This is a genomic window from Mesorhizobium sp. WSM4842 (assembly GCF_055901575.1).
In genome coordinates, this window is the sequence record NZ_CM148372.1 from 4,989,431 (window position 1) to 5,014,359 (window position 24,929).

Annotated in this window: 30 protein-coding genes and 1 tRNA gene; 13 read left to right on the plus strand and 18 right to left on the minus strand. The window is 60.5% G+C overall.

The annotated features are described in order from the left end of the window. Nucleotides 1-138: 138 nt before the first annotated feature. The 4 genes from AC0NIE_RS24275 to AC0NIE_RS24290 all read left to right on the plus strand — a co-directional run bounded on the left by AC0NIE_RS24275 (nt 139) and on the right by AC0NIE_RS24290 (nt 4,737). On the plus strand, nt 139-702 hold the full coding sequence (locus AC0NIE_RS24275) for a polysaccharide biosynthesis/export family protein (RefSeq protein ID WP_095495842.1): 564 nt from the start codon (nt 139-141) through the stop codon (nt 700-702). Between the two features lie 5 nt (nt 703-707). Beyond that, nucleotides 708-1,838, plus strand: coding sequence for a glycosyltransferase family 4 protein (locus tag AC0NIE_RS24280; RefSeq protein ID WP_473489891.1), 1,131 nt, complete (start codon nt 708-710; stop codon nt 1,836-1,838). Between the two features lie 107 nt (nt 1,839-1,945). Then, nucleotides 1,946-3,481 carry an undecaprenyl-phosphate glucose phosphotransferase gene (locus AC0NIE_RS24285; RefSeq protein WP_473489892.1) on the plus strand — a complete coding sequence of 512 codons (1,536 nt, stop codon included), beginning with the start codon at nt 1,946-1,948 and terminating at the stop codon, nt 3,479-3,481. Further along, nucleotides 3,478-4,737 carry an O-antigen ligase family protein gene (locus tag AC0NIE_RS24290; protein WP_473489893.1) on the plus strand — a complete coding sequence of 420 codons (1,260 nt, stop codon included), beginning with the start codon at nt 3,478-3,480 and terminating at the stop codon, nt 4,735-4,737. The genes AC0NIE_RS24285 and AC0NIE_RS24290 overlap by 4 nt, the downstream gene beginning before the upstream one ends. A gap of 675 nt (nt 4,738-5,412) precedes the next feature. Here AC0NIE_RS24290 and AC0NIE_RS24295 read toward each other — a convergent pair. Beyond that, entirely contained in the window at nt 5,413-5,793 is a 381-nt protein-coding gene (locus AC0NIE_RS24295) for a hypothetical protein (protein WP_473489894.1), read from the minus strand. A gap of 382 nt (nt 5,794-6,175) precedes the next feature. After that, entirely contained in the window at nt 6,176-6,598 is a 423-nt protein-coding gene (locus AC0NIE_RS24300) for an ATP-dependent DNA ligase (RefSeq protein ID WP_473489895.1), read from the minus strand. 296 nt (nt 6,599-6,894) lie between these two features. Between AC0NIE_RS24300 and AC0NIE_RS24305 the strand changes: the two genes are divergently transcribed. After that, nucleotides 6,895-7,284: a hypothetical protein gene (locus tag AC0NIE_RS24305; protein ID WP_473489896.1), complete on the plus strand. Its 390-nt coding sequence runs from the start codon at nt 6,895-6,897 to the stop codon at nt 7,282-7,284. Here AC0NIE_RS24305 and AC0NIE_RS24310 read toward each other — a convergent pair whose 3' ends face one another. Next, nucleotides 7,285-7,749: a hypothetical protein gene (locus AC0NIE_RS24310; RefSeq protein WP_473489897.1), complete on the minus strand. Its 465-nt coding sequence runs from the start codon at nt 7,747-7,749 to the stop codon at nt 7,285-7,287. 121 nt (nt 7,750-7,870) lie between these two features. Further along, on the minus strand, nt 7,871-8,050 hold the full coding sequence (locus tag AC0NIE_RS24315) for a DUF3606 domain-containing protein (protein ID WP_258117761.1): 180 nt from the start codon (nt 8,048-8,050) through the stop codon (nt 7,871-7,873). Nucleotides 8,051-8,162: 112 nt separating this feature from the next. Here AC0NIE_RS24315 and AC0NIE_RS24320 point away from each other — a divergent pair, with 112 nt between their 5' ends. The 3 genes from AC0NIE_RS24320 (at nt 8,163) to AC0NIE_RS24330 (ending at nt 10,969) form a co-directional block, all read left to right on the plus strand. Further along, the gene (locus tag AC0NIE_RS24320; RefSeq protein WP_258117762.1) at nt 8,163-8,321 is read left to right on the plus strand and encodes a hypothetical protein; all 159 of its coding nucleotides are present in this window, start codon (nt 8,163-8,165) and stop codon (nt 8,319-8,321) included. Between the two features lie 648 nt (nt 8,322-8,969). Next, the gene (locus AC0NIE_RS24325; protein WP_473490040.1) at nt 8,970-10,325 is read left to right on the plus strand and encodes an IS5 family transposase; all 1,356 of its coding nucleotides are present in this window, start codon (nt 8,970-8,972) and stop codon (nt 10,323-10,325) included. A gap of 152 nt (nt 10,326-10,477) precedes the next feature. After that, the gene (locus tag AC0NIE_RS24330) at nt 10,478-10,969 is read left to right on the plus strand and encodes a hypothetical protein (RefSeq protein ID WP_258117765.1); all 492 of its coding nucleotides are present in this window, start codon (nt 10,478-10,480) and stop codon (nt 10,967-10,969) included. An 84-nt stretch (nt 10,970-11,053) separates the two neighbouring features. Here the strand turns inward: AC0NIE_RS24330 and AC0NIE_RS24335 are convergent, their stop codons facing one another. From AC0NIE_RS24335 to AC0NIE_RS24345, 3 genes are all read right to left on the minus strand, one after another. Continuing rightward, entirely contained in the window at nt 11,054-11,662 is a 609-nt protein-coding gene (locus tag AC0NIE_RS24335) for a hypothetical protein (protein ID WP_474044160.1), read from the minus strand. Between the two features lie 66 nt (nt 11,663-11,728). Beyond that, entirely contained in the window at nt 11,729-12,178 is a 450-nt protein-coding gene (locus AC0NIE_RS24340; protein ID WP_474044162.1) for a hypothetical protein, read from the minus strand. Between the two features lie 373 nt (nt 12,179-12,551). After that, entirely contained in the window at nt 12,552-13,355 is an 804-nt protein-coding gene (locus AC0NIE_RS24345) for a MipA/OmpV family protein (protein WP_244555124.1), read from the minus strand. Between the two features lie 875 nt (nt 13,356-14,230). Here AC0NIE_RS24345 and AC0NIE_RS24350 point away from each other — a divergent pair. Beyond that, nucleotides 14,231-15,070 carry an ATP-dependent DNA ligase gene (locus AC0NIE_RS24350; RefSeq protein WP_473640376.1) on the plus strand — a complete coding sequence of 280 codons (840 nt, stop codon included), beginning with the start codon at nt 14,231-14,233 and terminating at the stop codon, nt 15,068-15,070. 524 nt (nt 15,071-15,594) lie between these two features. Next, the gene (locus AC0NIE_RS24355) at nt 15,595-15,768 is read left to right on the plus strand and encodes a hypothetical protein (protein ID WP_473487697.1); all 174 of its coding nucleotides are present in this window, start codon (nt 15,595-15,597) and stop codon (nt 15,766-15,768) included. A 218-nt stretch (nt 15,769-15,986) separates the two neighbouring features. On the opposite strand, the gene AC0NIE_RS24360 is transcribed toward AC0NIE_RS24355, so the two are convergent. After that, a complete protein-coding gene (locus AC0NIE_RS24360; RefSeq protein ID WP_473487698.1) occupies nt 15,987-16,400 on the minus strand; it encodes a hypothetical protein in 414 nt (137 codons plus the stop codon). 235 nt (nt 16,401-16,635) lie between these two features. On the opposite strand from AC0NIE_RS24360, the gene AC0NIE_RS24365 reads away from it, so the two are divergent. Beyond that, nucleotides 16,636-16,869, plus strand: a complete 234-nt coding sequence (locus AC0NIE_RS24365) for a hypothetical protein (protein WP_473487699.1) — start codon at nt 16,636-16,638, stop codon at nt 16,867-16,869. Between the two features lie 17 nt (nt 16,870-16,886). Here the strand turns inward: AC0NIE_RS24365 and AC0NIE_RS24370 are convergent, their stop codons facing one another. From AC0NIE_RS24370 to AC0NIE_RS24380, 3 genes are all read right to left on the minus strand, one after another. Then, complete coding sequence (locus AC0NIE_RS24370; protein WP_473487700.1) at nt 16,887-17,273, minus strand: hypothetical protein; 387 nt, start codon at nt 17,271-17,273, stop codon at nt 16,887-16,889. Nucleotides 17,274-17,655: 382 nt separating this feature from the next. After that, nucleotides 17,656-17,732, minus strand: a tRNA-Pro gene (locus tag AC0NIE_RS24375). A gap of 176 nt (nt 17,733-17,908) precedes the next feature. After that, complete coding sequence (locus AC0NIE_RS24380; protein ID WP_473487701.1) at nt 17,909-18,196, minus strand: helix-turn-helix domain-containing protein; 288 nt, start codon at nt 18,194-18,196, stop codon at nt 17,909-17,911. Between the two features lie 461 nt (nt 18,197-18,657). Here AC0NIE_RS24380 and AC0NIE_RS24385 point away from each other — a divergent pair, with 461 nt between their 5' ends. After that, entirely contained in the window at nt 18,658-18,936 is a 279-nt protein-coding gene (locus AC0NIE_RS24385) for a hypothetical protein (RefSeq protein WP_473487702.1), read from the plus strand. A gap of 53 nt (nt 18,937-18,989) precedes the next feature. On the opposite strand, the gene AC0NIE_RS24390 is transcribed toward AC0NIE_RS24385, so the two are convergent. From AC0NIE_RS24390 to AC0NIE_RS24420, 7 genes are all read right to left on the minus strand, one after another. Further along, nucleotides 18,990-19,328 (minus strand): hypothetical protein, encoded by a 339-nt coding sequence (locus tag AC0NIE_RS24390; protein WP_123147532.1) that lies wholly within the window; start codon nt 19,326-19,328, stop codon nt 18,990-18,992. A gap of 292 nt (nt 19,329-19,620) precedes the next feature. After that, nucleotides 19,621-20,163, minus strand: a complete 543-nt coding sequence (locus AC0NIE_RS24395) for a MerR family transcriptional regulator (RefSeq protein ID WP_123147533.1) — start codon at nt 20,161-20,163, stop codon at nt 19,621-19,623. A 195-nt stretch (nt 20,164-20,358) separates the two neighbouring features. Then, nucleotides 20,359-20,682, minus strand: coding sequence for an integration host factor subunit alpha (locus tag AC0NIE_RS24400; RefSeq protein WP_095485783.1), 324 nt, complete (start codon nt 20,680-20,682; stop codon nt 20,359-20,361). A gap of 104 nt (nt 20,683-20,786) precedes the next feature. Continuing rightward, nucleotides 20,787-21,758, minus strand: coding sequence for a beta-ketoacyl-ACP synthase III (locus AC0NIE_RS24405; RefSeq protein WP_473487703.1), 972 nt, complete (start codon nt 21,756-21,758; stop codon nt 20,787-20,789). Nucleotides 21,759-21,767: 9 nt separating this feature from the next. After that, nucleotides 21,768-22,838 carry a phosphate acyltransferase PlsX gene (gene plsX, locus AC0NIE_RS24410; protein WP_473487704.1) on the minus strand — a complete coding sequence of 357 codons (1,071 nt, stop codon included), beginning with the start codon at nt 22,836-22,838 and terminating at the stop codon, nt 21,768-21,770. Nucleotides 22,839-22,969: 131 nt separating this feature from the next. After that, complete coding sequence (locus tag AC0NIE_RS24415; protein WP_473487705.1) at nt 22,970-23,518, minus strand: YceD family protein; 549 nt, start codon at nt 23,516-23,518, stop codon at nt 22,970-22,972. Between the two features lie 7 nt (nt 23,519-23,525). Next, the gene (locus AC0NIE_RS24420) at nt 23,526-24,068 is read right to left on the minus strand and encodes a ubiquinol-cytochrome C chaperone family protein (RefSeq protein WP_473487706.1); all 543 of its coding nucleotides are present in this window, start codon (nt 24,066-24,068) and stop codon (nt 23,526-23,528) included. A 115-nt stretch (nt 24,069-24,183) separates the two neighbouring features. On the opposite strand from AC0NIE_RS24420, the gene AC0NIE_RS24425 reads away from it, so the two are divergent. Further along, nucleotides 24,184-24,723, plus strand: a complete 540-nt coding sequence (locus AC0NIE_RS24425; RefSeq protein ID WP_473487707.1) for an outer membrane protein assembly factor BamE — start codon at nt 24,184-24,186, stop codon at nt 24,721-24,723. Nucleotides 24,724-24,929 lie beyond the last annotated feature (206 nt).

Genomic DNA, 24,929 nt, shown 5'->3' on the forward strand with positions numbered 1-24,929 from the left:
AAGCATCGGAACCGGCCGTCTCTCGTCGCTTCGGCCGCGCGCCTTTACCGGCCATTAACCCTAACGGGATGATAACGGACCTCGACTCCCAAAGTTTGCCGCGGTGTAACAGCGGCCAGTCGAAGGTACGTGTCCGGCATGAAAAGCACTGCTTCCCTCTTCCGCGCGCTGCTCACCGTGTCGTTGCTTGCCGGCTGCTCCAGCTACCGGCCGGCGCCGGCCGCCTTTCATAAAATGCTCGATCAGCCCTATCGCCTCGGCGCCGGCGACCGGGTCCGCGTCACCGTGTTCGAGCAGGAAGGATTGACCAACGTCTACAGCGTCGACCAATCCGGTTACCTGTCGATCCCGCTCGTCGGCGCCGTACCGGCGCGCGGCCACACCGCACAGCAACTTGAAGGCGAGATCGCCGACAAATTACGCCAGGGTTACCTGCGCGATCCGGACGTTTCGGTCGAGATCGACCGCTACCGGCCGATCTTCATCATGGGCGAAGTCGGTGCCGCGGGCCAGTACTCCTATGTTCCCGGCCTGACCGTGCAAAAGGCGATTGCCATCGCCGGCGGTTTCAGTCCCCGCGCCAACCAGGAAAGCGTCGATATCACCCGCGACATCAACGGCAAAGTCATGACCGGTCGCGTGGCCACCTCCGACCCGCTCCTGCCCGGCGACACGGTCTATGTTCGCGAACGCCTGTTCTAGTCCACGTGGCGGACACACTCAGGATCGTTCACTGCTTTCGCTCACCTGTCGGAGGGATTTTTCGTCACGTGCGCGACCTGACCGAGGCGCAGGCCGCCGCCGGGCATGCCGTCGGCATCGTCTGCGATTCGACGACGGGCGGCGACTTCGAGGAACATTTGTTCGAACAGATGAAGGGCACAATGGCGCTCGGCATCCATCGTACGCCGATGCAGCGGCATGTCGGACCGGGCGACCTCGCCTCGGCCTGGCGCACATTTGGGATCATCAAGGAATTGCGGCCGGACGTGCTCCACGGGCACGGCGCCAAGGGTGGCGCTTATGCCCGCCTGTTCGGCTCATTGTTGCGGGTATCAAGGTCTCGCGTAGCCCGCCTTTATTCGCCTCACGGCGGCTCTCTTCATTATGACGAGACCACCGCCACGGGGAAGCTGTTCTTCGCGCTCGAACGGTTCATGGCGCGCTTCACCGACTATCTTCTGTTTGTCTCCGATTACGAAAGGCAGACATATCGCAGAAAGGTCGGCGAACCGCCCATCCCGAACAACCTTGTCTACAACGGCCTGAGCGCCGCCGAGTTCGAGCCGGTGCGGACCGAGCAGACTGCGGCCGACGTCCTCTATATCGGCATGATGCGCGACCTCAAGGGACCGGACATCTTCATCGATGCGCTGGTCCTTGCCGGATCGCGGCTCGGCCGCCCGGTGAAAGCGGTGATGGTCGGCGACGGCGACGACCTGCCGCGCTACCATGCGCAAGTGAAACGGCTCGGGCTCGAAGGCCATATGCACTTCCTGCCGCCGATGCCGGCGCGAAAGGCCTTCGCGCTGGCCGAACTAGTTGTCGTTCCCTCGCGCGCGGAAGCCATGCCCTACATCGTGCTGGAAACGCTCGCCGCCGGCAAATCGATGATCGCCACCGCCGTCGGCGGCATCCCGGAAATCTTCGGAGCCGGTTCCCCTGCCCTGATCCGGCCTGACCCGCGCGAACTCGCCGGCAAGATGAGCGTGGCGCTGGCCGACCCCGAAGCGTATAGCAGTGTGATGCCCGACACCGCCGACCTCAAGACGCGATTCGGCGCCGACGTGATGGCCGCCGCGATCGAGACGGCCTATTTCGCCGCGCTCAAGCGTTAGCCCCAAGGGCGCTAGCCCCAAAAGCTTCTCCAAAGCCACCTGTTGTTTCAAGGGTTTCTTAGCTCTCTTTTGCTATTCACCTGAGGGAAAGCTTTGCGGATGCACCCATGAACGAGATCGATCCCGCACGCCGCTTTTCGATAGACGCGGTGCGCAAATTCGACGGCCCGGCCAGCGGCGATAAGCTTGGCGGGATGAATGACGTCGCCCGTCAGGTCGCGTCGCAATACCGGCGCGATACGATGTCGCCGATCATGGTCAGCGGCGTCTTGCGCATGGTCGAATTCGCGCTGCTTTTCCTGTCGGGCCTCTGCGTCTATTTCTACCATGTCGGCTTCTTCAGCCATCTCGCCTGGCAATACCCGCTGACGATCGCGGCCGCCTCGTTCCTCGCCGTGGTGCTGTTCGACGTCACCGACTGCTACCAGGTCGTCTCGTTGATGCGGCCGCTCGCCAATTTCGGCCGTCTCCTGCTGGTCTGGGCCGGCACCTTCGCCTTGATGGCGCTGACGGCATTCGCCATGAAGATGTCGGAAGACTATTCGCGCCTGTTTTTCGGCACCTGGTTCGTTGTCGGCTTCATGCTGATCTTCGGTCTCAGGCTAATGATGTCCAAGCTGATCCGGCGCTGGGCGCGCAACGGGCGCATGGAGCGCCGGGCCGTCATCGTCGGCGGCGGCACGGCGGCGGAAGTCCTGATCCGCTCTGTCGAAAAGCAGCCCTACAACGACATCCGCATCTGCGGCATCTTCGACGACCGCGGCGACAAGCGCTCGCCGCCCATCGTCGCCGGATATCCGAAGCTCGGCACCGTTTCCGAGCTCATCGAGTTCGCCCGCATCGCCCGCATCGACATGCTGATCGTGTCGCTGCCGCTGACCGCCGAATCGCGTGTCCTGCAGCTTTTGAAGAAGCTGTGGGTGCTGCCGGTCGATATCCGGCTCTCGGCGCATTCGAACGCGCTGCAGTTTCGGCCGCGCGCCTATTCCTATATCGGCTCGGTGCCGATGCTCGATATCTTCGACACGCCGATCAACGACTGGGATTCGGTCGCCAAGCGCGCCTTCGACATCGTCTTCTCGATCATCGGCATCATTGTGTTCTCGCCGGTCATGCTGGTGACCGCAATCGCCATCAAGCTCGACAGCAAGGGACCAGTGCTGTTCCACCAGAAACGGCATGGCTTCAACAACGAGATCATCGAGGTCTACAAGTTCCGTTCGATGTACACGGACAAGGCGGACCCGACGGCCAAGCAGACGGTGACCAGGAACGACCCGCGCGTCACCCGCGTCGGCCGCTTCATCCGCAAGACCTCGATCGATGAGTTGCCGCAGTTCTTCAATTCGCTTTTCGGTTCGCTGTCGCTGGTCGGGCCGCGCCCGCATGCCATTGCCGCGCAGTCGCACAACCTTCTCTACAATGAGGTGGTCGACGGCTATTTCGCACGCCACAAGGTCAAGCCCGGCGTCACCGGCTGGGCGCAGATCAATGGCTGGCGCGGCGAGATGGATACCAACGAGAAGATTCGCATGCGGACGGAATACGACCTCTATTACATCGAGAACTGGTCGCTGCTGTTCGATTTGAGGATTCTGTTCCTGACGCCGATCCGGCTGCTCAATACGGAAAATGCCTATTGAGCGCAGTCACGCATGAACTGCCGCCGGCTGCAGTCAACGCCAAGCTGATCGCGCTGATTGCGTCGGGCGCGGTTTTCCTCGGCGTCTTTCTGTCCGGCTTCGTCATCGCCGAGCCGGCGCCATACGACCTCTGCATGGTCGGGCTGATCATAGTGTGGTGCTTGTTCGGCCTGAGGATATCGCGCGCGGCGGCGCCGCTGCTGGTGCTGCTGGTGGTCATGAACATCGGCGGTATGATCTCGATGACCCAGATGTCGGACATTGCCAACATCCCGCTCTATCTCTCCGTGTCGCTGTTCCTTGCCTTCACCGCGGTGTTCTTCGCCTCGGTGACATCAGTCCAGCCCAATCTCTACCGGGTGATCTTCCTGGCCTATGTGATGTCGGCGGTGCTGACCTCGCTGCTCGGCATAGCAGGCTATTTCCATGCCTTCCCGGCGGCGGAGATCTTCACCAAATACGACCGCGCCACCGGCGCGTTCCAGGATCCGAACGTGTTCGGGCCGTTCCTGGTGCTGCCCGGCATCTACCTGCTCTATCTCCTGCTGACGAGCCCCGTCTCACGCATGCCCTTGCTGGCGGCGCCGCTGCTGATCATCACGGCCGGCATTTTGTTCTCCTTCTCGCGCGGCGCCTGGGGCATGTTCGGCGTTTCGGCGATCCTGCTCACCGGCGCTCTGTTCCTGCAGAGCGCCAGCGTCATGTTCCGGCTGCGTGTCGTCGTCATGGCCATCGCCGCCATCTCGCTGCTGGTCATCGCGATGCTCGTCATCCTGCAACTGCCGGGCGTCTCGGAGATGTTCTCCAGCCGCGCCCAACTGGAACAAAGCTACGATACCGCCCGCCTCGGCCGTTTCGCCCGCTACACGATCGGTTTCCAGATGGCGCTGGAGCATCCGCTCGGCATCGGCCCGCTCGTCTTCGGCACGATGTTCGGCGAGGACACACACGACATCTGGCTAAAGATGCTGTTGGACTATGGCTGGCTCGGCTTCGTGTCGTTCCTGACGCTGACCTGCTGGACGATATCAGCCGGCTTCCGCATTCTCCTGCGCGACAGGCCGTGGCAGCCCTACCTTCTGTGCGCCTATGTCGCCTTCATCGGCAATATCGCGCTGGGCACCTTCATCGACATCGATCACTGGCGCCACGTCTATCTGCTGCTCGGACTGATCTGGGGCGCCATCGCGCTGGAATACCGCCATCAGCGGCAGTTGCGGCTGGTGGCGCTGCCTGCGCCGGCGGCTAAGGGATGATGGTTTTCTGGGGCAAGTCTAAGGTTTGAAATGGTCGGAGTCGCCGGAATCGAACCGGCGACCCCTTGACCCCGCGGAAATTGGACGCAACGCGGATTTCTATTTAAAGTCATCGCGTTATGCCGTTTTCCCCTTCCTAGTTCGGGCTTTTTTCGGGACTTCGCGGCATCGTTTTGGAGCAAGTCCATCGCTGCGGCCACCTCTTCGTTCAGCACGTAGGCGTAGCGAGTGGTGGTCTTAGCCATTGCCGTCGAATATAGCGCGAACTCGCAGCAGGGCTGGTGATGGGCATAGGCATAGCCGTCGGCATGGCGCTGGCCGGATGAACTTAGGCGAGCGTCGCGCAATCTAACGTCTAGGCGGCAACGCCATCAACACGACCGCGGCAACGGCCGTACCGGGGGCGAAACGTTGATCGTCATCTAAGCACCCCACCAAACGATGGCCGCACACAGCAAAAACACGAGCGCGGCACACGCGATCAACATACCTCTTCGCGTTCGCCACCTTGGCGGCTCAGCCGGCACAAGCCTGAACCGCTGGGCATGCTCCGTTGCGATTTTAAGTAGGGCTGCAGCCGTTTCGCGCGGCGTCCACCCCTGCGCTTCCGAGGCGGTCACCAGGGCTGCAAATGCGACTTCCAAGGCGACTTCACAGTTGACGTCCCGATCTGGGCTACCCTTTGGCAATATGGGTGGTTGCACGGCTTGGGACATGCACACAAAGCGGCTCGCGGATGAAAGGTTCCCGCGTTTCGAGCCCTTCACTTTCGAAGGTCGGCTTCCAGTCGCGATTGCGCGCCCGCTGCTGGCCTTCGTAGTCAGGAATGCATGTGAAGAACACCTGCCGGCGGACACGGCCGGCAGCCTTGCAATTTGAGCAGATAAAGAGCCCGACCAGGTCGTCATGCATCGAGCCGTGGTCACGGCCGAGCCTGTCAGTCAGCGCCTCGATGTCGAGCTTCGTCGACCTCTGCGTGAAATCAATGCAACTTTCAGCGCTATGATTAGCTCTCACTAATATGCTATACGCAAAATGGTGAGGGGCTAGTTCCATGAGACAGTTGCTAGGACACATTGCATTGGCGTGGCTTGTGCTGCCCGGCGATGCAGACGCCCATGATTGGTATACGGGCAAGACTGATCCCGTTCTTCACTATGACTGCTGCGGAAACAAGGATTGCCACCCGATCGATTCCAACGACGTCAGGATGACTAAAGACGGCTATTTCGTCAGGCTGCCGCGCCCCGCTTACTTGAATGAAACCCAGGAAGCGGAGTGGTTTATCCCCAGAGAGCGTGTCCAGACCTCGCCTGATGATCGATACCATATCTGCGAACGGCTAACGACGTTTTATCGAACGATCATTCCCCATATGAAGTTCGAGGCCTATCACAGATTCAGATGGACGTGCTTCTTCGCGCCCAATGGCACAAGTTCAATCCAGCCGGATGAGATCTACTTCCGGCTTTTGGATTTCAAACTGACCAACTACCCATATTAGAGATGGCTTGAATTTTGCGCAAAGCAGGATCATGCTTAGACCGCGCGGACCAAGCTTAACTTGGTTTAAGATTTGCTTTTCCCGCTCTCTTCGCAGCGAAATACCATCCTCGTTCAAGACGATGATTTCGCCGTCGATAATGGCACTCTCGACGTCCATCGTCTTGGCCGCCGTCGCTAGGTCGCGGTATTTGGCAGTCCAATCAAGGCCGCGCCGGGTGAAAATGCGAATGTCCGCGTTTTCGATGATGATTTGTGACCTGTAGCCGTCGAACTTAGCTTCATGAAGCCAATCGTCACTTTTGGGCGGCTTGTCGACCAAGGTCGGCATTAGTGGCGGGACAAACTTCAAACGCATGCATTGACTCGCAAAACCGCGATTCAATTAGCATGCTCTTAATTAGTTCCGGAAAATTTTAATGAATCGTTGACCGCGCTGTCCCAGAACAGGACGGCGCGGTCTAAACCCCAAACGGGCTGCGCTGGCGGCTCCGGCAATTCGCCTTCCCGCGCCACTGTCGGAGCCGCTACCACACTCCTCCAAAATACCAGTAATGGTTGAATCAACTGTTACTGCACGTGCTTTCCAGTGCGTTTTCCCAGTCGTTAGACTTTGATGGAACAGGCCTCGCCTCGTCCGGGCGGAAGCCCGTCTTGCCCTTGCGGCTCGTCTTGCCCTCGCGGCTCGAAAGCGGCATCTTCCTAGCCATGGGGGATGTTGCAGCGAAAGAGCCAAAGACGGTCTACGGCGCCGATATGACGCCCTATGGCGTGTTCATCTTCGCCAAAACCTACAGGTTGAACGCCGATGTCCTAGTGGTCCCACAGATCGGGCCAAGCCTGTCCGATCACCCGAGAACGTTTCTCTACTTCCAGGCGCTAGAAAACTATCTCCGGTGCTTCCTTCTGCTCCAGGGCAAAACGCCGGATGAAGTCCGCGAGTACCAGCACCATTTCGGCAAAATGCTTGATGAGAGCAAGCCTCGGGCTTGTGGTGCCAAAGGCCGTGGAGAAGTTCATCCACTCGCGCACTCTTTCAAATGACTACACACGCCTAAGGTACGATTTTAAGCTGGATGATCCGGAGGATCCGACGCGACAGCCTCCCCCATGCAACAAATGCAGCGTGCGGTCAGGGTGCTCGAACAGGCCGTCGGCCGCGCTGTCGAGGCAGCGGACCCAGAGTTCATAACGATGGGCGATTTGAAACTCTTCAAGATATCGTTCGGCCAATGTAAGGCAGTGATCTAAGCCGTTCCGGCGCAGCACCTTCGCGAGCGGCCAGTTGTCATTGGCTGCTTCGCGTGGCTCGCCGGCATACCAAGCCAAACCCGACGCGATAAATTGCTCCGGTGAAGGGCCGTCTCCCGAGCGAGTGATAGGCGTTCCTAGGGGACGTTTGACGCGGCATGGCGACCATTCGATCTCATCGGTCTCGGGCTTTCTACGATTGTCATCAACAGCGATACCGGCCTCGAGCGCAAGTCGATCGAGCTGTTTGAAAGACATTGGATTTCCCCATGAAGTCATCCGCCAGGATGGTGGTGAACCGGCCAGGCCGGGCAGTCCGTTTCCGCAAAGTGCGTGTCGGTAGAAAAATCAACCGCGCCAGCCACGGATCGGAAGGCCCCTAGTCGTCTTCCTTCTGGATCTCGGCTTCTTCTCTTAGCTTTTGCCAGTCGGCCCCGTGCTTGCGAAGCAGGGCTCGCGCTTGTTTCGGCGTCACGTCTGTGACCTCCGTCAAGTGCTCAACCTCAAGCTCTGCACCTTTCTTGACCCGGCTCGTATCGGTCGATTTCTTTCGGGCCACCTCTGCGCCTCCTTGCTCCACGGTCAGTGGCAACGAGTGTCGAACGTTGAGGTTCCACCCATGTGGAACTATCTGCCGGCCGCATGGTTTCTACCGCCTAAGGGAGACAACTATGCTTAGACTGTTGCTCGTTGCAGGCGCCCTCTACGCGGCATTCCAAATTGGTAGAGAATACGGCCGCGCCGAAGCCGAAGCGTTGCTATCGCCGCCTGTCGATGACGAGCATCGCCCGACGGCAAGCGACGAAGCAGAGTTCGGCGAGCCGCCATAGGGGCGCTTGCTCATCGTCATTCGCGGGCTTCAAGTCTGGCCTGATCTTCCAGAATTCGTTCCAACTTATGCGGCGAGCTTGAACGGTGCCGTCGCCGATGGTGACGGTGTGGGAAGTGGTCATAGGGGGCTTCGTGGATGGCGCTCGAGGCGGCCGTGATCTCTGCATCGAACTTGGCGACGCCCGGAAAACGCGCGTCGCCAGGGTTGGTGGCGAGCACAACAGACCAGGGTTGGTGGCGAGCACAACAGAAAGGATACGCATTTCGGGTTCCCTTAGAGGAGTTACGCAGGCTAGATTCGGAGTAGCCGAGGCCCACGAATGCAGAACATTCGGGCTTTCACTTCGGGACTTTTCGGGACTCCGGGTTCCGAAAACGGGCGATTTGAGCGCCTTTCGTTTCGAAAATGGAAAAGGCGCCAGAAGCGCCTTCAATAAAAACTAGGGATCTCAAGGATTTAATGGTCGGAGTGGCCGGATTCGTCGTCCGTGAAGAACGCGGAACGCTTTGATTTAATTTAAGATTTTCGCCTGAATTTGGGTTTCGTTTTGCCGGAAATCGTGGCTTTGGGCGGCGATTTCCGGCAAAATGTTTGCATCTGCGTTGCGTGATTCGATGGCGTTTCGACCGGAGAGGGGAAGCAAGCGATGCGGCCGAAGGAACGGCGAGACAGTGGCCAGGCGGACCTGTTGCGGTCCCGGCTCGACCAGATCCTGAACATGGAACATGCACTGGTGAAGCTGGCGACGGCGATCGACTGGCGCTGCCTGGAAGAGAAGCTCGGCGAGGTCTACGACGATGGCCCCGGCCGGCCGCCGCTGCCGACGCGGCTGATGGCGGGGCTGGCGATCCTGAAGTCGATGCACAACCTGTCCGATGAAGGGCTGTGCGAGCGCTGGCTGGAAAACCCCTATTATCAGCTGTTCTGCGGCGAGGAGTTCTTCCAGCACCGCCTGGTCTTCGACCGCACCTCGCTGACGCGCTGGCGCCTGCGCATGGGCGAGGAGCGGCTGACGGCGCTGCTGCAGGAGAGCCTGGCGGCGGCGACCCGGCTGGGGGCGGCCAAGCCGGCCGACTTCCGCGCGGTGATCGTCGACACCACCGTGCAGGAGAAGGCGATCACCTTTCCGACCGACGCCAAGCTGATGCATCGCGCCCGCGAGCGGCTGGTCAAGCTGGCCGGGAAGCACGGCATCCGCCTGCGCCAGTCCTATGCGCGGGTCGGCAAGATCGCGCTGATCAAGCATCAGCGTTATGCCCACGCCAAGCAGTTCAAGCGGGCCAACCGGCAGCTCAAGCGGCTGCGCACCATGCTGGGCGCGGTGATCCGCGACATCACCCGCAAGATCGCCGGGCGGCCGGAGCTGATGGCGCCCTTCGGTCTGCCGCTGTCGCTGGCCCGCCGCGTCAGGGACCAGCGCCAGCGTGAACGCGGCAGGAAGGTCTACTCCCTGCACGCTCCCGAGGTCGAATGCATCGGCAAGGGCAAGGCCCACAAGCCCTATGAATTCGGCGTCAAGGTCTCGGTCGCCACGCCGCTCTATCGCAGCCGCGGCGGCCAGTTCGTCGCCCATATCAAGGCGATGCCCGGCAATCCCTATGACGGCCACACGCTGGCCACCGTCATCCCCGCGATCGAGACCTCGATCGGAGCCAACCTCACCAAGATCGTCGCCGATGCCGGCTACCGCGGCCACAACGCCCCGAAGGACAAGACGTTCAAGGTCCATGTCGCCGGCTACAAGCGCGGCCTCACCAAGGCCGTCAAACGGGCGCTGCGACGCCGGGCCGCCGTCGAACCCGTCATCGGCCATCTCAAGAACGACCACCGCATGGGGCGCAACTTCCTGGCCTTCTCCGAAGGCGACGCCAACAACGCCGTGCTCGCCGCCGTCGGCTACAACTTCAGCCTCCTGCTCAACTGGCTGAGGCTTTTGTGTGCCTTCTTCCTGACGCTGCTCGCAGCCACCGCAAAGCCGCCACTGCGGCCCCGATCAGCCTGAACTCCGCCCCTCAGTTGGGACAAAGCGCTCCAACGCAGATCACTTTCAAGGTTGACGCGAAAATCGCTTTCTTCACGGACGACGGATTCGAACCGACGACCCCTTGACCCAGCAAGGGCTTCGCCGACATCAACCTGCGCCGCCGAATGCTGATGCGGTTCAAGACCCACCACGAAGCCGTGCGGAAGTGCGTGCTGCTCTACGTCGGCGACCACGATCCCGCTGGCCTGCTGATCTCCGATGTCATCAAGTCGAACCTGATGGACTGCGCCAACGTCAAGGGCGTCGACTTCGATCCGTCGCCGATCCGCGTCGAGCGCATCGGTCTGACGCGCGAGCAGATCGACGACCTCGGCCTGCCTTGGATCGAGAACTTGGAGACCGGCAGCGGCAAGGACCTCGGCGATCCGGGTCACCCCGATCACCGCAAGCCCTACGTCCAGAACTACATCGCCAGTCAAGGTCGGCGAAAGGTTGAGGCCAATGCGCTGGTTCGCGATCTGCGTGGTTCGCGTGCGTTGGTCGAGGCGGCGATCAACCGCTACATCCCGGCAAGCTGGCCCGCTGAGCACGAAGCGCGGCTGGCTCCGCATCGACAGGCTGCCCGCGATGCGTTCGCGGCGCTGATCGCGGTCAGGTCATGACTCAGGCAATCTCGATCTCGCCGGCAGGACCTTCGCCACCGTTGCCGAATCCGGCGTTAACATTGCCGCCATTGCCCGCCGTTGTCAGCGCGCGACGCTGCCGCTGCCTCCGACGCTGCCGCTGACGCTGCCGCTGCCGTCAATGCTGCCGCTGCCACCGATGCTGCCGGTGGCGCTGCCGCCGATGCTGCCGCTGCCGCCGATGCTGCCGCTGCCGCTGATGCTGCCGGTGCCGCTGCCGTCAATGCTGCCGCTGCCACCGATGCTGCCGGTGCCGCTGCCGCCGATGCTGCCGGTGCCGCTGCCGTCAATGCTGCCGCTGCCGCCGATGCTGCCGCTGCCGCTGATGCTGCCGGTGCCGCTGCCGTCAATGCTGCCGCTGCCACCGATGCTGCCGGTGCCGCTGCCGCCGATGCTGCCGCTGCCGCCGATGCTGCCGGTGCCGCTGCCGCCGATGCTGCCGCTGCCGCTGAGGCTGCCGGTGCCGCCGACGCTGCCGGTGCCGTGGTCGCCGACGCTGCCGCTGCCGGCGATGGTGTCCCTACTAGCTGTGCCTGTCGGATGGCCCTCGCCAGTGGTGAGCGGCGGGCACAAGCGACATTGCTGCCCCGCCGAGATCTGGCGCTCAATCGCCTGCGCAAATGCTGGAACGGTCGCCGTTGAGCCGAAAAATGCACTTGAAATCAGCACCATACCGGTGCCGGCGAGGAGATGATGGATGGTTCCCTAAGACTTTCACCTTGGGTTAACAATTGAAACTCAGAGCTTGTTAAATCGGTTCCCTGCCAAGTCGTTCTTAGGCGGGCCGTGGCCGGAAACTGGCCGTTTGGCAAGCGCCTGGGGTTGATTTTGAAACGCAGGCGAGCCGCTGGACGCGATCTCGCCCTTGGCTGGTCTTATGGGACCGGGATGCGGCTTCCGCTCGTCCTGACGCGCCGTAGGACTCGCCAATCGCCCATCCTGCGCCAGTCTGGTCAGCCGCGCATCGTCTTCGATCCACTCGGCATGCGTCGGGTAGCACAACACCGCCCATGTTGGCGCGCCGTACCTCCGCTCAAGCTCATCGTCGCTCACGCTAAGATTGCCCCAGTACCTCGCACGCCATACTCGATCCGCCTCGGGCTCGGGCTCCGGATCGACCTGCACCCGCTTCGGTTTCGCGCCCTTGTACACCTCGACAATCAGCCGCCGCTGTTCGGCAACCGCCACGTTGAGCGCTCGCGTCGAAGCCAACGATCCTGACGTTTTCTCAGCCTGCCTCAGATCGGGCAAGCGAGCGCTGAGCCGGACGAATTGCTCGACCAAACCAGCCCTTGCGTCGGCATCAATCCCACGGTCGATCAGCGTTTTGACCGTGCTCCGTTGAAGTGGACCCCCAGAGACCTAATGAGAGATGCCGTTAAGGCCAAGTATGATCGGTAGGACGATGAAAAAGAGGATTGCGAGAACGTAGATTACGGCCTTGTTGTCGGTGATCGGCTCAACCAACCAGTGGTCATCTCCATAGCGGTTGCGCTTAAGCCAACCGCGCTCCCATCTGTCACGGGCCTTCTTTCACGCGGCCGGGCCCAGACGCCAGATATTAGAACAAGTCGAACGAGAACCTCTTCGAGATACTCAAGCCGAAAGCGAATTGATCTTCGCTGCCAAACTTAACAATCGGCGAATCGGCGGCGTCGCCCACAAGCTTACTGTACGATGCCTTTGCGTTCAAAAACCAGGTCGGCCGAAATTCATATCTTGCAAGCCCCCTGATACCCACGCTCTTAAAGCCACCGCCTGGATCAAAGGCGTCAACTCTGAAGCCTGTGTTAGCGGATTCTCGAGCCGAAACTCCGAAATAGCTGTCCATATAGTCGGCTGAAGCAACTGTCGCGAAAGGTCCCAATTTGAGCTCGAGCTCAGGCGTAGGCCGGGCCACCGCGTTCACGCCGAATTCACCCACGACACCGTCAGCACCCCCGAAAGCATAGCGAGCCTCTCCCCAAACCTCCGCGTTGGTCCATTCATAGCTGGCCCGCAAACCAGCTTCGAATGTAGCGTCGACATCATCAAGCCCGGACAGGTCTGGATCATCGCTGACGTCCCGATCAGAGGTGTAGTTGAAGGACGGACCGATCGCGAATCCGCCTGCCTGAGCCTCTGGGCTACCGATTGCAAACAAACCGGGGATGGCGAGATAGCCGAAGCCGATCACTGGCCACGGCCAAATCTCATAATCCTTTGAACCTTCGTATTCAGGCTGAATTATTCCGCCAAGGCCGAGTTCAATGACAACGTCGACATCAGTCTGCGGCGCCTGATCCACTCCTGAATTGTCGGCTGACCAGGCGCGCGTCACAAGGAGTACGGTTGCAGCAACCACGCTGAGGCCAATTTTGATCAAAACCTTCCACCTTCGGACGCTAGAAATCGTTCCACTGCATGGTGAAGTATCAACCAAGATGCTGCAAGCGAAATTGGCATAGTGAATATCAGCAACCGCGTCGTGTGGCCGAATTTTGGAGTTCGTGGGCGAACAGATCGAGGCATAGCTTAAACACAACCTCGGCCCGTCGTGATTATCACTGGGGCCGCGCCGACGCGGCCTATCTCAAAAGGGCTGGGTGGTGATCCGGCATGACCAAGGCAAAAGCTGTCTGAAATGGGTGTCAAAAGCCCCAAATCCGTCACTCGATCGTGATGGAATAGAACCGAGCGCAATGTTGTTGACCGATTGCGGGGGAACCCACGGAAGGGAGACAACCCTTATGCCCAGTCACATCACAATCGCAGTCTTGCTCATGATCCTAACCGGTGCCGCCGGGTGCATGACCAGCAATGGAGCGCAGCATTCCACGACACAGACCACAAACGGTGGCAGCGGTAGCCCCGGCGGTAGCGGCGGCATGGGCGGCGGCGGCTACTAAGGCGAATGTGACGCGGACGGCGCTCCACGGCTTACCTGACGCTGCCGGTGGTGTCCTATTTCAAGGAGAACGGCATGCCGATCTGGCTGGTTCTAATTCGGGTCACTTGGCCTCACCGTGCCTACCACTTCAGACGGCCCGACAGCCGCTGCGGGGTAGGCAACCGACCGCCGGGCCTAACCGGCGGGGGTTTGGGTCGCCGGCTAGTTCTACCATAAGCCTCTCATGCATCATTACTAATTTAGTAAAATGGTCACGTTCCGTTCCCCTGGCTGTCAAATCGGATGAGCCTAGAGTCAATTTGGTGGCTAAACGAGTGAGTGCCGGCGGCCGGCTAGAATTTATTCCTCCGATGATGCGGACCTTGGTAGCCAAGCCGCCCCAAGGCGATGACTGGATGCATGAAGCCAAATTCGACGGCTACCGCTCCCAGATCATCATCGACGCCGACGGTGTGCGGATCTTCACTCGCCGCGGACTAGACTGGACATCGAAGTACCACGATTTGGCCGAGGCAGCCAAAGGTCTCTGCGTACAGAACGCCATCATCGACGGCGAAGTCGTCGTTCTGAATGAGGCTGGCCTTTCGGACTTTGCCGCGCTGCGCAAGGCAATCACCAGGCGCCAGCACGACCTCTATTTCGTCGCATTCGATCTGCTGCATCTCAACGGCCACGACTTGCGCGACATGGTGCTGGAGGACAGGCGGGAAATCCTGGCCGGCCTTATAGGGTCTGACAGCCGCATCCAGTTCAGCGAGACGATGCCGGGCGAGGCTAATGCGATCTATCATCTGATCGACGGGGCCGGCCTGGAAGGGATGGTATCAAAGCGTCGGGACAGCAAATATCGCAGCGGCCCGACCACCAATTGGCTGAAAACAAAATCCTTCACCGAAAGCGAGTTCGAATTGCTTGGCATCGAACGCGAGCGGGGTAAGCCGGCGTTCGCACTCATGGCAGAACCAGGCACGCGCAAATATGTCGGCAGCGCGTTTGTCAGTGTAAATCGCGAGATGCGCGAGCGGCTTTGGAAGCGGGTTCAGGAACATGCTGGGCCACCGCCCAAGGACATGCCGAAGCGACCGGCAACGCAGTGGGTCAAGGCGGGAATCAAAGCCCGCGTGAAGCACCTCAGGGGCGAGGACGACCTTCGCCACGCCTCGCTGCAGGACTTTTGGGATGAGAGCTAAGTAGCCATCACGCGGGTCAGTCTACGATGATGTGTCCCTCGACATCTCCGTCGATGCTAATCCCAGTCAGGCGGCGATTCCAAAAAAGGCAATGTGCCGAATGATGAACGAATGTGCCGTGGTCGTCTGGGGTCGCGTACTCAATCCTTGCGGTACGCTCGGCGAAATCTTCGTCGGCATGCAGGAGCCGAAAGAAGTCCGGGCGAATGATCCTGACTGCCGACGCGATCCTGACTGCCATTCTGACTGCCGACACACAAGCAGGTATCATGCTCCGGCGACCGCCATCGGCGTGAGCAGATAGAGCCGCCGTTACGAATAGTGCTGTCAGGCAAACGCGCTTCATCGCCCCGCCTTTCGCCAACTGGCCGCTTGCGGGCGAGAGAATGCGGCTAGTCAGCGAGCGAGTCCATACATGCAAGATGCGATCTTATCGAGCGTCCCGGCCTGGTGGGCTTGCTAGCGCCCTTCGAAATGAGGAATATAATCTCCATTGCGGCGAACCCCCTTCAACGGAGATCGCCATGCCTCGAAAGACCCTCGCCGACACTCTGGCCGCCCGCGAAACCATCTATGTCAATTGTGCGCACCCGATGTGCTGCAAATCGACGAAGCTCGACATCCAGGCGCTGACTGACAGGCTCGGCCGTGACCACGGCTCGATGCATGACGACCTGGTCGGGCTCTTTATCTGCTAAATTGCAAGGCTGCCGGCGTGACCGCCGGCAGGTGTTCTTCACATGCATTCCTGACTACGAAGGCCAGCAGCGGGCGCGCAATCGCGACTGGAAGCCAACTTTCGAACGAAGGGGCTGAAAGTGGCCGGCGCCGCTTGGGGGGCGTTGGGGTAGATTTGCCTTTAGGGCGCCGGCCAGGCGGTTTGGGGTTCGCCGCAGGAAGAAGCTAGCAGAATTAGCTAGCCGGCAAGCGCCAGGCCGACGGCAATGCCTATGCCAATCACCAGCCCTGCAGCGAGTTTGCCGCCAAGATCCAATTCTGGTAGGCGGGAACGATCCGGTCCGCCATGAGTTAGTAAATCATGATGAACACCATGGAACCCCACGGACGCGCGATGGCGGATGCCAGGGAGCGCATCAACCGGACAAAGCTCGCGCTTGAGCGCACAGAGGAATTGCTGGCCGAGAATACCGCGCTTTGCAGCAGGATACGCGCGCGACGGTGTCTGGTCGAGGCCGCATACCGCTTGGTGCAGATCGATCCCGCCAGCGATGCGGCGCTCATTGGGCGTCTCCCCATTCCAGACGGGCCACGATGATATCGGCGGCAGCCTCTTTTGCGTCTTCGATAGAATAATGAATTGATTTTGCACGCCACCGAACGTTTTCGAAGACCTGAAGTTCGTACATCTCGGCGAGCCGCGGCGTGGGCTAGCCTGCGCCAGTCGAGTGGCGGTGATTAGTTCATCGAAGACGCGGTCGTGCCTCACGGTCCCAGCCTGTCGCCTCTCACCCCCGGCTGCCGGGCCTATCCGGCGCGGCCTGAGAGGCCATCTGGAGAGAATAAATGAACGCTCATGCAACCGTCACGGAAAGACCGGCCGGAACATGGCAATCGAACTCGGCCAGTGGATCACCCACCGCGACCAAGACATGCCATCGCTGGTTATGATGCGGCACAAGGCCGGCAATCTAGGAGAGGTTTACGGCGTGCGATCGTTCGCAACCGTGGATCCGAACCGGGATAGAATGATGCTAGGCTCGGCGCTGCGGCCGATTGATGATGAGGCTTGGGCGGCTTGCTTGCTAACACCGGAATGGGCCGCCGAACTTGCGGCCTGACCGCCTCGCACCGCAACCTAGAAACCCCGCTTCGGCGGGGTTTTTCGTTGAGGGAAGCGTTGCGGAGAAACTGAAGGGTAATGCGCCAGTTCCTTAGAAGGACCAGCCTCAGCTGCCCGTTCTGAAGAAGACGACGGTAGGCCAACCTCGCCAAGCCACTCATCATAGCGATGGTTCAAGGCCAACAACAACTCGTCTGGCTCATCCATGCCGCCTTGGAATAACTCGATGATGTGACGACCAAGACGCTCTCTGGCCGGGTCGCCAACTGCTATCCCGGCCTGATGGCAATAATCGTCGACCACCGCGGCAAGCATTGAAATCTGCGCTGGATCCGTTGCGCGGTCGAAGGTCATATCGCTTCTCCCTTTGTTTTTGGGCGAAAGCGTGGTGATCTCTTCCAATCGACGGCTTGCCGTTAATGTGCGGGCGACTTCCGTTATATAGTGTGTCGGTTTGGTACATACGAGTCGCAGCGTCAACCTAACGCAACGTCAGGTTGCGGCAACCCGCGAATGATGATCAATGCACAGGAAACGAACCTAAACGCGTGGCGCTTGAACACTGCGCCCGGTTCCCGAAGACACAATTCGTCATTACCGCCGTGATCCCGATTCACCATAGTCTCAAATCGGGCGCGGCGGTGAACCGTTTTCGGCAACACCGATGCGGCGGCTCAGGCAACATCTGCCGCGTCCACCTTGCGCGCGGTTGTTGTGCTGGCTACAGTGCGGCTATTTTCCGTATAGCCAGCTTGGGGGATACTGACTAAGTCTTTGTTTTTAATGGTCGGAGTGGCCGGATTCGAACCGACGACCCCTTGACCCCCAGTCAAGTGCGCTACCGGGCTGCGCTACACTCCGGACCGGTCGCGATGTATCGTGATAACCCGGTTCGGGTCAACCGAATTCGGCGGCCGTCGCGCCGATGCCCGGCATGGTGGATTTGAAGTTCCTGCTCTGTTGGACGTCGTCAGCATTCAGAAACTTCAAATCCAGTATCACACTCGTTTGTCTGGCTTGATGCTCTGGCGTCGCTGCTATGAGACGGGTCTTGGATTTTCCACAGATTGTGTCAGCGCGCCCGTATTGATCAGCGCGTCTTCCGGAAGCCGAAGCGCAGAGGCTATTCGCCGAAGCTTCGACAAATCTGCATTCTTGCCGTTCTCGATGTCCGCGATTTCATCGACCGCCAGGCCGCACGTCAGAGACAGCTCTTCCATGCTGTATCCCCTGGTTTCTCGGATGGCCTTGAGGGCGCTGTGGTCGGGCGCAGCTTCGGTCGCCGACAGTTCGGAAAAAGCTTCGCTTGTTGCTATTTGGGGCATTTGGCAACTCCGTGGATTTAAAGAGTTTGATCAAATCAAGAAGTTGCCTGAGACGGCGCAGAGAATGCCCTCTCGATGGTGATTTGCCAAGCAACAAAAATGCCGTCACGGCATCGTGATTCCGATCGGCGCAGCCTGGCACAGGCCTCGGCGGCACCGGCACGGGACCGTCATCCCGATCGAGTTCTTTGACTGGCCGATCGCCGAATTGTTCGACGGTTCTGAGCCGCTCCCTTGTTAAGCGGCTGTCGCTGGCCCGTCAGCCGCTTTGAACGGATCGAATCAGCAGCGGGAGCTTGACCCAAGCGCAGAACGCGTCAGGGGGCTGCGAATATTTTTGAACCGACGCGTGAACCTTTCCTCTCCGGGCCGCACCAAGACGGTATGGACGCCACAAAGGCAGTCCCCAACCAGAAGGACGCCCTGACGGCGATCCTCGATCCAGAGAAGGAAATGCTCGAATGACCAATATCTCGAACTTCAAGCGCCTGTCGCTCGCCGCTGCCATCGTCGTCTCGGCCTTCGGCTCGATTTCCGTTCCGAGCTCGGCCTTCGCCAACGGCACGCACCCCACCGGCGACGGCGGCGCGGTTTGTAAGGGTGCGGGTCACTGTCTGGTGCTGGAGCTCGACTGCAAGGGTACATACACGGATGCTACCGACCCCAACGGCACCGTCTATGGCAAATGCAGCCAAACCGCGCAGGTCAGCCCGAAGAACAAGCTCAAGCTCGCGCGCTGATCGACTTATTATCAACGAAAATGGCGGTCGTCCGCGCCGCCATTTTCTTTGTTTCAACGTGCCGATCTGGATGTCGGTCGCGACGTCTTCTGCTGTCGGCTGAGCAACAGGCTGGCGACGAGCCCGACCACAACCAACCCGACAGCGGCCGCTGTCGCGGGATGATCGCGGGCTGTCTTCTCTATCACCCTGCTATGCCTCCTGATCGCAGGCAGAGCGTCACTGATGCGCTCGGCAAGGTCCGAGTAATAGTCCGACGCGGTGTCACGCCCGTCCTCGTAATAGGCGCTGCCGCGCCTGGACACGGCTTTTCTCAGCGCCGCCAGTTCCCTGGAGAGGGATGCGACCTGCTTTTCAAGGTCGATGTCGGAGAGGGTCGAAAAAGATACCATGATATGCTTCCTTCCTTTGCGAAAAAGAACGCATGATTTCGGAAGCAGTTCCGGTCTTTGCCGGCGATCGATCGGGCCTTAAAGCGCGCTGGGTCTGAAGGGATTCATGCGACCCACTTTTTCTTTTTATGCGTCGTTGTCCTGCGCATCCGGCTCAAGCCCGAGGGCATGCTTTTGGGCGACATGCACTACAGCGCCGCGCGTCCTATTGGACGCGCAAGGGACGCTGTAGCACTTTAATTTTGCGCATGATCCTTTTCCGAAAATCGATTCCGATTTTCGGGGTCATGTGCTAGCGCACCTGATCGAGCAGGCGCTTGCATTCCAGAAGGTCGAACAGCGCCTCCTGCAGCAAAGCACGGTTGTCGCGCGAGAGTTTCGACGTGCCCGGCTGCACCGGCCCGTCGTCGTCGGTCTTGCCCAGGCCGAAAAAGCGCCGGCTGGGTTTCACCTTGGGCTCGCCGACCAGCATCTCGTCATCGGCGCCGCGCGGCTGGGCCGCCGGCGTCAGCGGCACCGCATCGGCCTGCCGGCGCTGCGAGATCGCCTCGACGGCCGCCATGTCGCCACTGCCGATGGCGACGAGGAAGTGATTGCCGTTCTCGCGCAGCAGCTTCTGCACGCCCTTGATCGTATAGCCCTGGTCGTAGAGCATGTGGCGGATGCCCTTGATCAGTTCGACATCCTGCGGCCGGTAGTAGCGGCGGCCGCCGCCGCGCTTCATCGGTTTGATCTGGTTGAAACGCGTTTCCCAAAAACGCAGCACATGCTGCGGCAGGTCGAGATCTTCTGCGACCTCGCTGATGGTGCGGAAAGCATCGGGGCTCTTGTCCATGGGCGAAATCCTCACGCTGGAGCATGATCCCGAAAAGTGGGAATCGGTTTTCAGCCAAGATCATGCTCAACAAAGAGTCATTCCGATCCGGCTGGTTCTGCCGAATCGGGCCTTATTTCAGCGGTTTATGAAACAATATTCAAGCCCGGCGTCAAAGCGGGCGACCGTTTTCAACCGGGCTTTGATGCGCAGCCGCTATTTGCTGCCCTTGGCCTTGCTGTTCTGGTGGGCGCGCAGAATGCGGTTCTTCAGCACATTCGACGATTTGAAGGTCATCACGCGGCGCGGCAGGATCGGCACTTCCTCGCCGGTTTTGGGATTGCGCCCGATGCGCTCGTTCTTGGAGCGGACATGGAACGTCGCGAACGACGACAATTTCACCGTCTCGCCGCGAACGATCGCTTCGCAAATCTCGTCCAGAACCGCTTCAACGAGCTCGGCCGATTCAGTACGCGACAAGCCAACCTTGCGATAAACGGCTTCAGCAAGATCGGCGCGCGTAAGTGTCTTTCCCCCCATGCGAACCGTCCCCATCAGCTCAAAAACATAACTCGATACAAGCAAAGATAGAGCCTAAGTAATTGATCCGGCAAGGTCAAGGACCGAACCTGTCAGTTCGGCACTTACCAGCGAACCAAAACCGCGCCCCAGGTGAAGCCCCCGCCCATCGCCTCGATCAGCACCAGGTCATCCTTCTTGATGCGGCCGTCGGCGACTGCCACCGACAGAGCCAGCGGCACGGAAGCAGCCGAGGTGTTGCCGTGCAAATCGACCGTAACCACCACCTTTTGCTCTGCTATCCCGAGCTTTTTGGCGGAAGCGTCGATAATCCGTTTATTGGCCTGATGCGGCACGAACCAGTCGAGATCCTCAGCGGTGATGCCGGCAGCTGAGAACGTCGCCTCAATGACGTCGGTGATCATGCCGACCGCGTGCTTGAACACTTCGCGGCCTTCCATCCTGAGATGGCCCACCGTTCCAGTGGTCGACGGTCCACCGTCGACGAACAGCTTGTCCTTGTGGGCCCCGTCGGAGCGCAGGCTGGCCGCCAGCACGCCGTGGTCGGCAATGCTGCCCGCCCCCTCTCCTGCTTCCAGCACCATCGCGCCGGCGCCGTCGCCGAACAGGACGCAGGTCGAGCGGTCGCTCCAGTCGAGGATGCGCGAGAAGGTTTCGGAGCCGATCACCAGCACGCGTTTGGCCAGGCCGCCGCGGATATAGAGGTCGGCTGTCGTCACCGCGTAGACAAAGCCCGAGCACACTGCCTGCATGTCGAAGGCGAAGCCGTGATGCATGCCGAGCCGGTTCTGGATGTCGACGGCGGTCGCTGGAAAGGTGTTGTTGGGCGTCGAGGTCGCCAGCACGATCAGGTCGATATCGGCAGGCGTCAGGCCGGCATTGTCGAGGGCTGCGCGCGCCGCAGCCTCGCCGAGCGAAGCCGTCGTCTCGTCGTCGGCCGCGACATGGCGCTGGCGGATGCCAGTGCGCTGGGCGATCCATTCGTCTGACGTCTCGACCATGCCTTCGAAATCGGCATTCTTCATGATGCGGAGGGGCAGCGCGGCGCCTGTGCCGCGCACGACTGATCTGATCAAGGCTCTTTCCTATTCCTCTGCGTCGGCAACGACGTCGGATTTCCTAGATGTCTGGGCATTCGGATTGCGCGCATGGAACAGGTCGAGATCGGCTTCGATGCGGTCGAGCAGATTGTTGCGCACCATGTCGTAGCCAAGCTCGATCGCCGCCGCGAAGCCGTCCGAATCAGCCCCGCCATGGCTTTTCACCACGATGCCGTTCAGACCCAGGAAAACACCGCCATTGGAGCGGCCGACATCCATCTTTTCGCGCAGGCGATCGAAGGCGCCTTTGGCGAATATATAGCCGATCCTGGCCATCAGCGTCCGGTCCATCGCGGCACGCAGATAACCGGCGATCTGTCTTACCGTGCCTTCCGCCGTCTTCAGCGCGATGTTGCCGGCAAATCCTTCGGTGACGACCACGTCGACCGTGCCCTTGCCGATGTCGTCGCCCTCGACGAAACCATGGTAGTTCATCGAGGCCATGTTGGCCTCGCGCAACATGCGGCCCGCCTCCTTGACCTCTTCCTGGCCCTTGATCTCCTCGACGCCGACATTGAGCAGGCCGACGCTCGGCCGTTCGATGCCGAAAACCGAGCGCGCCATGCCGGTGCCCAGAATGGCAAAATCAACCAGTTGATGCGCATCCGCGCCGATGGTGGCGCCGACGTCCAGCACCACGCTTTCGCTGCGCAATGTCGGCCAGAGCGCCGCGATCGCCGGACGGTCGATGGTCGCCATTGTGCGAAGGCAGAACCTCGACATCGCCATCAGCGCGCCGGTGTTGCCGGCCGAGATGCAGGCGTCGGCAGTACCTGCCTTGACCGCCTCGACCGCTTTCCACATCGACGACTTCCAGCGGCCATGGCGCAGCGCCTGGCTCGGCTTGTCGTCCATCCTGACTGCTATCTCGCAGTGAATGAACTCGCACACTTCCGCCAGCTTGGGGAGTTTTGCGAGTTCGGGGCGCACTGCCTCCTCGCGACCATAGATGACGAAGCGGATGTCGGGACGCCGCGTCGCGACCGTCATGAGCGCCGGGATGACCACGCTTGGTCCGTGATCGCCACCCATGGCATCGATGGAAATCCTGATCACGCGGTGTTCATCTCACAGTTTGCTTGAGCGAGCGCCTGGCGCTGGCAACGGTTTTGGGGCTCGCGAAGGTTCGGCGAAAATAGCGTTTTTGGGCTGCCGCACAACCGGCTTTCTCCGATTGGGTCGGGTTTTCAGGATTTTCCCAGCAGGGAACGCAGCTTTTGCTGGAATTCGCTTTCCGCAGTCCCGGCATCGTCGGCAGCCTCCATTGAAACGCCTTGCTTGCGCGGATAGGGATCGATCGCCAACCCAAAGAACTGTTCGGCGAGCGCTCCGACATCGATCGTATTGCCGGAAAATGTTTCCGGGCTGTCCGGCCCTTCGGCATCGAGCATTATCTCGCCGCCGCCCTCGAAACCCTGCCGCCCAAGCTTGGACTGCTCCGGCAGGAACAGTCCGTCGACCGCCTCGGCTATATGCGCCTCGACCGGGTCGAGGGTAACGACGCAGGCCTGGGTGATATCGGCCTCGACGCGGCCGCTGACCTTGACGCCGTTGCGCTTCCACGGCGCCACCAGGAGTTCGACACGGTAGTTCTCGACCGAGAGCAAATCGTGCTCGCCCGCCAGCGCGGCGCGCTGCGCAGCGTCGGCCTCGATCACCACCGGCAGTCCCTTTTGCGGCAGCCTGGCGACATTGGCCACGAAGGACACAGGGCTCTGGGAATCGGCGTGTTTCATCTTTTCCTTAGATAGTCTTGGGGACGGGGAATGCCACCGTGCCGGAAACAATCGATTCGGTCGGCTGTTCCGCGAGTCGCCTGGAGACATCGGCGACGTAGCCGGCCAGTTGCGTTGCTTGCGGCCAGGCGCCGGCATCGGGCCTGACATTGCGGGCAAGGGCGGCGATGAGTGCATCATGGTCGTTTCGTTCCAGCGCATCGTCATAGGCGGCGGTGCGGCCATAGAACATCTTCGCCAGTTTCTTCATGCGCTTCGGCACGCCGACGTCGCCGATGCCCAGTTCCCGCAGCGAATGCTCGACATCCATGAAGAACTCGTCGATCAGCACCTGCGCGACCTCCCCGGCAACACCGCCCTCGCCGCGCAGCCGGTGCTGGAACAGGAACATGTGCAGCGCCAGCATCTCGAAGCGGCCAAGCGGCGTGTCCGGTATATTCCAGTCGGAATAAAACACGGTTTGCCGCGCCGCTGCCACGATTTGTGCGTAAAGCGCCTCGGTGATAGCGCGGTTGGCGTGACGTTCGCGACCAAAAAGGCGCTGGAACATTGAGGGTGGTCTCCCGGGGACCGCTTGTTTGAATTGGCCTTGTTGCATCGGCGAGCAAGCTGGTTTACCGGTTTTGCGGCCCAGCGCAAGTTGCGGCCAGCTAATGGAGTTGTAGTTGCGCGCGCTGAAATTCAAGTCGGCTTTTCTGTCCAGGTCCGCTTTGTCCAGGTCCACCGGCGCGGTCTCGCTGCTGGTGGTTGCATCGGCGCTGTCCGCCTGCAACTCGTCGAAAATGATCGGCGATCTCAATCCGAGCGAGACGCTGACGCAGGGCTACGTGATCGACCAGCAGGCGATCGACCTGGTGCCGGTCGGCTCGAGCCGCGAACAGGTGCTTCTGGCGCTCGGCACCCCGTCGACGAAGGCGACTTTCGACAACGAGGCCTTCTACTACATCTCGCAGACGCGCAAGCGTTACGTCGCCTTCGACAAGCCCAGGCTGGTCGACCAGAAGGTGCTCGCCGTCTATTTCGGCGAGGACGGGCGCGTTACCCAGATCGCCAATTACGGCTTGAAGGACGGCAAGGTGTTCGACTTCATCTCGCGGACCACGCCGACCGGCGGCAAGGACCAGAACTTCCTCAGCCAGATCATCGGCGGCGCCAGCAAGCTGGCGCCCGGCCTCCCCGGCGGCGGCGGCTCGCCCGGCACCTGATCCATCCCGGCAGAATCGGCTTCATCCTTTCCTTTTGCTTCCCTGGAAGCAGCAACATCTCAGGCGACCGAAAACCCGCGGGAGCGATCCTGCGGGTTTTTGTTTTGAGACAGCAAGCCAGCGTCGCGGGCTGCGGGCCGCAGACGACTTGAAGGGCGTCAATGCCCTGATGCTGGACGTCCAAAATAGAAGAACCCGCGGGATCG

Excerpts from the sequence above, each read along its gene's own strand:
- AC0NIE_RS24420 (WP_473487706.1), bottom strand. The coding sequence starts at position 24,068 with ATGTTCCAGCGCCTTTTTGGTCGCGAACGTCACGCCAACCGCGCTATC.
- AC0NIE_RS24355 (WP_473487697.1), top strand. The coding sequence starts at position 15,595 with ATGCCTCGAAAGACCCTCGCCGACACTCTGGCCGCCCGCGAAACCATC.
- AC0NIE_RS24285 (WP_473489892.1), top strand. The coding sequence starts at position 1,946 with ATGAACGAGATCGATCCCGCACGCCGCTTTTCGATAGACGCGGTGCGC.
- AC0NIE_RS24385 (WP_473487702.1), top strand. The coding sequence starts at position 18,658 with ATGACCAATATCTCGAACTTCAAGCGCCTGTCGCTCGCCGCTGCCATC.
- AC0NIE_RS24275 (WP_095495842.1), top strand. The coding sequence starts at position 139 with ATGAAAAGCACTGCTTCCCTCTTCCGCGCGCTGCTCACCGTGTCGTTG.
- AC0NIE_RS24395 (WP_123147533.1), bottom strand. The coding sequence starts at position 20,163 with ATGGACAAGAGCCCCGATGCTTTCCGCACCATCAGCGAGGTCGCAGAA.
- AC0NIE_RS24335 (WP_474044160.1), bottom strand. The coding sequence starts at position 11,662 with ATGGTGCTGATTTCAAGTGCATTTTTCGGCTCAACGGCGACCGTTCCA.
- AC0NIE_RS24310 (WP_473489897.1), bottom strand. The coding sequence starts at position 7,749 with ATGTCTTTCAAACAGCTCGATCGACTTGCGCTCGAGGCCGGTATCGCT.
- AC0NIE_RS24300 (WP_473489895.1), bottom strand. The coding sequence starts at position 6,598 with ATGCGTTTGAAGTTTGTCCCGCCACTAATGCCGACCTTGGTCGACAAG.
- AC0NIE_RS24365 (WP_473487699.1), top strand. The coding sequence starts at position 16,636 with ATGGCAATCGAACTCGGCCAGTGGATCACCCACCGCGACCAAGACATG.
- AC0NIE_RS24295 (WP_473489894.1), bottom strand. The coding sequence starts at position 5,793 with ATGGAACTAGCCCCTCACCATTTTGCGTATAGCATATTAGTGAGAGCT.
- AC0NIE_RS24320 (WP_258117762.1), top strand. The coding sequence starts at position 8,163 with ATGCTTAGACTGTTGCTCGTTGCAGGCGCCCTCTACGCGGCATTCCAA.
- AC0NIE_RS24350 (WP_473640376.1), top strand. The coding sequence starts at position 14,231 with ATGATGCGGACCTTGGTAGCCAAGCCGCCCCAAGGCGATGACTGGATG.
- AC0NIE_RS24380 (WP_473487701.1), bottom strand. The coding sequence starts at position 18,196 with ATGCCCCAAATAGCAACAAGCGAAGCTTTTTCCGAACTGTCGGCGACC.
- AC0NIE_RS24400 (WP_095485783.1), bottom strand. The coding sequence starts at position 20,682 with ATGGGGGGAAAGACACTTACGCGCGCCGATCTTGCTGAAGCCGTTTAT.
- AC0NIE_RS24390 (WP_123147532.1), bottom strand. The coding sequence starts at position 19,328 with ATGGTATCTTTTTCGACCCTCTCCGACATCGACCTTGAAAAGCAGGTC.
- AC0NIE_RS24330 (WP_258117765.1), top strand. The coding sequence starts at position 10,478 with ATGCGGTTCAAGACCCACCACGAAGCCGTGCGGAAGTGCGTGCTGCTC.
- AC0NIE_RS24415 (WP_473487705.1), bottom strand. The coding sequence starts at position 23,518 with ATGAAACACGCCGATTCCCAGAGCCCTGTGTCCTTCGTGGCCAATGTC.
- AC0NIE_RS24325 (WP_473490040.1), top strand. The coding sequence starts at position 8,970 with ATGCGGCCGAAGGAACGGCGAGACAGTGGCCAGGCGGACCTGTTGCGG.